Raw genomic sequence first — 6,758 nt, 5'->3', positions numbered from 1 at the left:
GATCTCGGCGGGGACCTTGCCGTTGGGGGTCTGGAAGTCGATGGCGCCCTCGGCGGTGACCACGAGGTCCGCCTGGTCGATGAGCGCGTCGATGTCGCCGGCGCCCAGGCCGCCGTCGAGGAGCACCTCGAAACGCGATCGCGGCACCGCGCCGATGGCGGCCAGCCCGGCCCCGAGCCCGCCGGAGGCGCCCGAACCCGGGCCCCGGGCGACGTCGACCGGCGGGGCGAAGGCGCCCTCGAGCAGGCGCGCCCACGAGGTCATCGCCGCGTCGAGCTCCTCGACGCGCTCCGGCGACGCACCCTTCTGCGGGCCAAAGACGCGGGCGACGCCGCGCGGGCCCGTGAGCACGTTGTGCATGTTGCACGCCAGCATGATCGGCGTCGACGCCAGCCCGCGGTGCAGGCCGGAGGCGTCGATGGACACCGCGTCGATGAGGTTGCCGCCGCCGTCTGCGACGACTTCGCCATCCTGATCCAGGATCCGCGCGCCCAGGGCCGACAGCGCGCCGGCGCCGCCATCGCACGTGCCCGAATCGCCGCAGCCGACGACGATGCGGTCGACGCCCTCGTCCAGCGCGGCCGCGATGAGTTCGCCGACGCCGCGGGTCGTCGTCGCCCCGGGGTCGCGCAGATCCGCCGGCACCAGGTGCAGGCCGCCGGCCGACGCCATCTCGAGCACCGCGGTGCGGCCTCCCGACCCGTCGTCGACGATCGCCCATTCGGCGAACACCGGCTTGCCCACGGGCCCCGTCACCCGCGTGGTGCGCCGCTCGGCGCCGGTGCGCGCGGCGACGATGTCCACCGTGCCCTCTCCGCCGTCGGGCACGGGGTAGATGTCCACGCGCACGCCCGGCAGCTCGCGGCGGATGCCGCCGGCGATGGCCTCGGCGGCCTCGACCGCCGACAGGCTCTCCTTGAATCCGGAGGGGGCGACGAGGACTCGCTGCGGAATGAACATGGTCATGGCTTTTCTCCTTGGTGTGCGGTCGTGCGGGTTGTTCGGGTGTTTGGGGTTGGTCGGGTGCTTGGGGTGCTTGCTTGACGACGGCCGGTCGCCCGCGCGTTTACGTCGCCCCGAGGCCCATGGCGGGCCAGATGAACAGCGCGAACACGGCGATCATGGTGATCGTCGGCAACACGATGAGGGCCGCGCTGCGCAGGCGGAACGCGTCGTCGAAGACGGGGATCCCCTGTTCGGCGGGGACGGTGGCGAACATGGCCATCGGCTTGGCCGAGGAATTCATGGTGTGGCAGAAGCCGGCCGCCGCCGTCGACGCGAAGGCGGCGATGACGGGGTCGGCGCCGGCCGCCGGGGCGAGCGCGATGACGATGGGCACCAGCACCGTCGACCGCGCCGACCGGGACTGGATGATCAGGTGCGCGGCCGCCGAGACGACGATGACGCCGACGAGGAACACCGGAGCCGCGGCGGCACCGCCCGGCGCGGCGGAGGCCAGCAGGTCCGTGAGCACCTGCGCGGCGCCCGAGTCGATGAGCGCCCCGCCCAGCGCCAGCGTCGCGGCCATGAACAGCAGCAGCGACCACGGCACCTTCTTCAGCGCTTCGCCGAAGCCGAGCGGGCCCCAGGACGGCAACGTGATCACCAGCGCACCGAGAAGGGCGACGATCGCCGGGTGCACGCCGTGGAGCTCGTCGGTGCTCCACAGGCAGACCACCGCGACGAGCACGATGGCCGAGCGGGATTCGTGGATGGTCAGCGGCCCCGTGACGGGCACGTTGCCGGGCACGCCGGCCGCGAGCTCGTCGATGCCGAGGTCCAGGCGCTCCCGGCGCTGCTCGCGGGTCGACCCCGCCATGAGCACGATCTCGGCGGCCAGGTGCGACGACGCGAGCGCCAGCGGCATGCCCACGAGCAGCCACCCGGTGTAGCCGATGGTGCCCAGCCCGGCGCGATCGAGGATCTGGTCGGTGATCAGGTGCGCGCCGGCGCCGATGTAGGAACCGACCGCGGACAGCAGGATCACCGTCGGCAGCGCGAGGCTGAGCACGACGACGAGCCAGCGCCGCGCCGGCCCCAGCGCCACCGCCAGTGCGATGAACACCGGCAGCACCAGCGCCGCACGCCCGGAGGTGGCGGGGATGGCGAAGGCCGTGGCCACAACCGCGAGGGTGAGCAGATGGACCAATCCCCGCGCCGTGCGGCATCCCGCCGCCAGGTGCACCGCGGCCCGGACGCCCAGCCCGGACGCGGCGACGGCGCCGGAGATGACGAAGGCGCCGATGAGCAACCACGTCGTGTCCTCGCCGAGGGCGTCGAAGACGGCGCCCGCATCGATGACGCCGATGATCACCAGCGTCACCGCCGCGCCGAGGGCGATGTAGGTGTCTCCGATGGAGCTGAACGACCACAGCCACACGGCCGCGGCGAACACGGACAGCGTCACGACGACTTCGAACGGGGTGGCGTCCGGAAGCAGGGCGATGCCCGCGGCGAAGACGAGCGCGGTGAGCACGGCCGCCGGGCGGGTGGCCGAACGCAGGGGCCCGGGCAGCGCGCGGAGCCGTTCCCGCACCCCGCGCCGGGCGGGCTCGTCGGGATCCACGTCCGTCACGGAGGGCAGGGGCAGGTCGGGCGGCGTGGTCGCGAACGTGGTCTCCTCGACGGCGCGGGTCTCGGTGGCGGTGTCGGTGGAGGTGTCGGTGGAGGCCTTTGCGGTTGCGTCGGAGGTGGCCACCGTGGTGCCGGAATCCGCCGAAATCGGCCCGTCGGATCCGTTTTTGGGTGCACTGGACTGGCCGGCCGTGCTCGTGCGCGGCCGGTTGGAGGGGTTCGTCATGGCAGCCTGTACCCCGATCCGCGGATCGTTTCCACGCGGTGCGCGCCGATCTTCCGGCGCAGGGCGCGGACGTAGACGTCGACGACGTTGGACGCCGGGTCGAAATCGAGGCCCCACACCCGGCCGAGCAATTGCGCGCGCGACAGGATCTGGCCGGGGTGCCGCAGGAACACTTCGAGCAGGCCCATCTCCCGGCGGGACAGGTCCACCCACTTCCCGTCGACCTGGACGCGCTGGGTGCGCGGGTCGAGCACGAGGTCGCCGTGGGCGATGCGCCCGGAGGCGTCGCCGGCGGCTTCGTCGGTCAGGCGGAGGCGGACGCGGGCGAGCAGCTCCGCGAATTGGAACGGCTTGGTCATGTGGTCGTTGGCGCCGTCTTCCAGACTGCCGACGGTGTCCTCCACTCCATCGCGGGCGGTGAGCACGATGACCGGGACGGAGACGCCGGACTGCCGGAGGCGCGTGAGCACCACGCGCCCGTCGATGATGGGCAGACCCAGGTCGAGCACGACGAGGTCGTACTCGCCGCCGCGGGCGAGCTCGTAGGCGGTCAGCCCGTCTTCGGCGACGTCGGTGGCGTAGCCCGCGTCGCGCAGGCCTCGGCAGATGAAGTCTGCGATGCCCCGGTCGTCTTCTGCGACGAGGATGCGGCTCATGGCTTCTCCTTCGGGTCGGCCGTCCGGGCTGCGGTGCCCGGGTCAATCGGCGGGAACGGGTTGGTCGGCGGGTTGGCGTCATCATGCTTGGCGACGCCTCGTCCGCCCGGTTTCTCGGGTGCGGGCGCGGGCCCCCACGTCTCCGGGTCCACGGCCCACGTTTCGGTGGCGGCCGTTCCACCGGAAACGCCGGCGCCGTCGTCAAGCGACGTGGACTCGGGACCGGCGGGGAGCTCGAGGCCGAAGGTGGCCCCCTCCCCTTCCTTCGACGTGACCCACGCCGAACCGCGGTGGGCGTCGGCGATGGCCTTGACGATGGACAGCCCCAGGCCGGCGCCGCCCTTGTTCCGCTTCGAGCCCGCCGAACCGCGGGAGAAGCGGTCGAAGACGTGGCGGGCGTCGTAAGCGGACAGTCCCGGCCCGGAATCGGTGATCCACAGGCGCAGCAGGCGCTGGTCGCCGGAGCCGGTGACGCGGCTGCCGATGCGGATCGCGGAGCCTTCCTCGGTGTGGTCGACCGCGTTGGAGGCGATCTGCAGCATCGCCTGCATGATCTTCTCCGGGTCGATGACGGCGGTGGACTCGGCGATCTCCTCCACCAGCCACTCCCGGTCGCCGAGGGCCTGCGCCTTCGACTCGAGTTCCAGGGTGAGGTCCGCGACGTCCGTCGCCTCGGGGACGACGAAGTCGGAACGCTCGGCCCGGGCCAGCGTGAGCAGCTCGGAGACGATGCGCGACATGCGGTCGAGCTCCGTGGTGGCCAGGCGAATCGAGCGCTCGCGCTCCTCGCCCGACGCACCCTCGAGCAGCTCGAGCTGGCCGCGGATGACGGTGATCGGCGTGCGCAGCTCATGGCCGGCGTCGTCGATGAAGCGCCGCTGGGTGGCGTAGGACGTCTCCAGGCGGTCGAGCATGCCGTTGAACGTCAGCGCCAGCTCGGCGATGTCGTCGCGGCCGGTGACGGGCACGCGCTGCGACAGGTCGGTGTCCTGGATGCGCGCGGCGACGCGGCGAACCTCGCGGACCGGGGCCAGGATCTGCCCGGCGACGAGCCAGGCGATGAGCAGCGTGAGCAGCAGTCCGCCCACCGCGACGACGGAAATGATGCGCACCTGGTGGTGCACCCCTTCCCGTGCGGCGGAGGTGAAGGCCGCGACGACGAGGTGATCCGAATCGGGATCGCCCGTCAGCGCCACCGTCCCCCAATGCACGCGCCCGTACTCCTCGGACTCGAGGATGCCTGACGAGGCGCCCGCGTCGCGGACCGCGCGCAGCAGCTCACCGTCGGCGATGAGCCCGTCGGCGCCCAGGCCCTCGGGCCCGGTGCCGCGGTCGATCTGCATGACGCGGTCGCCGACGATGCCGGCGATGACCTCGTCGTCCTCCGGGATCTGGCGCGACAGGAACACTTCGAACAGCCTCGTCGAGGTGTCGAACGGCTCGCCCGTCTCGGGGTCGATGCCCTCCACCGCGAATCGGCGGAACTCCTCGACCTCCTGCTCGACCTGCGCGTTGGCGCCGGCCTCGACGTCGGAGAGCATGATCGTCCGGGTGGTCAGGATGATCGTGAACAGCACGATGCCCAGCAGCACCATGATCCACATGACGATCCGCCACCGCGCCGAGAACTTCGACCCCACCAGGGGTTCCGCGTCGGCGGTCGCAGCCGGCGCGTCGGGGCCCGGCTTCTTTTGCTTCACGACGCCCGCGGCGCCGCGATCCTCCGCCGCCATCAGTCGTCGTCCCAATCGTCGTCGTAGTCGTCGTCCCAATCATCCTCGTCCCAGTCGTCGCCGTAGTTCGGCGCCGGCTGGTAGTTCAGATTCGGGGCGGGCTGCGCCGGGGCCGGGGCCGGGGCGGGAGCCGGAGCGCGGCCACCCGAGCCGGCGGATCCCGTCGGGGCGCCCGCTCCACCGGAGGCGGCTCCGTCGTCTGCGCCATCGGCGTCATCGGCGCCATCGTCCCCGTCGCGACGGTCGGCGTCACGCTCGGCGGAGGGATCGATGCCGTCGTCGCCGATCGGGGCGCGCGGCAGCTCGCGATCGGTGACCGCCGGCTCACTCGACACATTGGGCGGAGTGTCATCCGAGGTCAGCGCCCCACCGGCCACCGCCAGCAGCACCGGCACGGCGATCACGCCCGCCAGCGGCAGCAGCTTCTTCATCATGTCCATGACTCAAGCATGAACGTCATGCATGACCGGTGCATGAAACCCCGATGAGAGTCCTTTCATCTTCGAGAATTCTCCGGGACGCGCGTGGGTCCGTCGTCAAGCAAAAGGCCCGGGCCCCGCTGACCTGCGGGAACCGGGCCGAAAACCGGGGTCTACTCGGCGTCCTCCGAATCCATGCGCCAGCGGATGCCGGCCTCGAGGAAACCGTCGATGTCACCGTCGAGCACCGCCGAGGGGTTGTTGACCTCGTGATTGTTCCGCAGGTCCTTGACCATCTGATACGGGTGCAGGACGTAGGAGCGCATCTGATTGCCCCAGGACGCGTTGCCGCCGGCGCCGAGCGCGTCCATCTCCGCCTGCTCCTCCTGGCGCTTGCGCTCCAACAGCTTCGCCTGCAGGACGCGCATGGCCGAGGCCTTGTTCTGGATCTGCGACTTCTCGTTCTGGCAGGTCACCACGATGCCGGTGGGGATGTGCGTCAGGCGCACCGCCGAGTCGGTCGTGTTGACGGACTGGCCGCCCGGGCCGGAGGAACGGTAGACGTCGACGCGGACCTCATTGTCCGGGATGTCGATGTGGTCGGTGGTCTCCACGACCGGCAGCACCTCGACCTCGGCGAACGACGTCTGGCGGCGGCCCTGGTTGTCGAACGGCGAAATGCGCACCAGGCGGTGCGTGCCCTGCTCGACGGACATGGTGCCGTACATGTACTCGCCGTGGACGACGAACGTCGCCGACTTGATGCCGGCCTCTTCCGCGTAGGAGATGTCGTAGACGTCGACCTTGTGGCCCTGCTTCTCCGCCCAGCGCGTGTACATGCGCATGAGCATCTCGGCGAAGTCCGCCGCGTCGATGCCGCCGGCGCCGGCGCGGATGTTGATCACGGCCTCGCGCTCGTCGTACTCGCCCGAGAGCATGGTCGTGACCTCGAGGGACTCGATGTCGGTGCGCAGTTCGGCGCGCTCGGCGTCGGCCAGCTCCGTGGCCTCCGCGGCGGCGTCGCCCTCCTCTTCGTCGGCGAGCTCGTACATCACCGGCAGGTCGTCGAGACGCTCGCGCAGGGCCGTGACCTTCTTCAGCTTCGCCTGCACCTGCGACAACTGCGAGGTCACCTGCTGCGCGTGGTCCT

General features: G+C 71.3%; 6 protein-coding genes. All 6 read right to left on the bottom strand.

Features of this window, described 5'->3' with window-relative positions:
- On the bottom strand, nt 1–966 hold a 966-nt coding region (locus tag GX015_RS01550; RefSeq protein WP_291342267.1), incomplete at its 3' end, for a glycerate kinase.
- Between the two features lie 100 nt (nt 967–1,066).
- The gene (locus GX015_RS01545; RefSeq protein ID WP_291342266.1) at nt 1,067–2,800 is read right to left on the bottom strand and encodes an SLC13 family permease; all 1,734 of its coding nucleotides are present in this window, start codon (nt 2,798–2,800) and stop codon (nt 1,067–1,069) included.
- Nucleotides 2,797–3,456, bottom strand: a complete 660-nt coding sequence (locus GX015_RS01540) for a response regulator transcription factor (RefSeq protein ID WP_291342264.1) — start codon at nt 3,454–3,456, stop codon at nt 2,797–2,799. Before GX015_RS01540 ends, GX015_RS01545 begins: the two co-directional genes overlap by 4 nt.
- Nucleotides 3,453–5,204, bottom strand: coding sequence for a HAMP domain-containing sensor histidine kinase (locus tag GX015_RS01535; RefSeq protein ID WP_366926214.1), 1,752 nt, complete (start codon nt 5,202–5,204; stop codon nt 3,453–3,455). Before GX015_RS01535 ends, GX015_RS01540 begins: the two co-directional genes overlap by 4 nt.
- Nucleotides 5,189–5,629, bottom strand: coding sequence for a hypothetical protein (locus tag GX015_RS01530; protein ID WP_291342263.1), 441 nt, complete (start codon nt 5,627–5,629; stop codon nt 5,189–5,191). Before GX015_RS01530 ends, GX015_RS01535 begins: the two co-directional genes overlap by 16 nt.
- 152 nt (nt 5,630–5,781) lie before the next feature.
- Nucleotides 5,782–6,758: peptide chain release factor 2 (gene prfB, locus GX015_RS01525; RefSeq protein ID WP_291342261.1), on the bottom strand; the 977-nt coding region annotated here is incomplete at its 5' end.

The organism is Corynebacterium sp. (assembly GCF_012837295.1).
Taxonomy (GTDB): Bacteria; Actinomycetota; Actinomycetes; order Mycobacteriales; family Mycobacteriaceae; genus Corynebacterium.
Note: the sequence above shows the minus strand (reverse complement) of the source record. Positions and strands in the feature narration are given on the sequence as shown.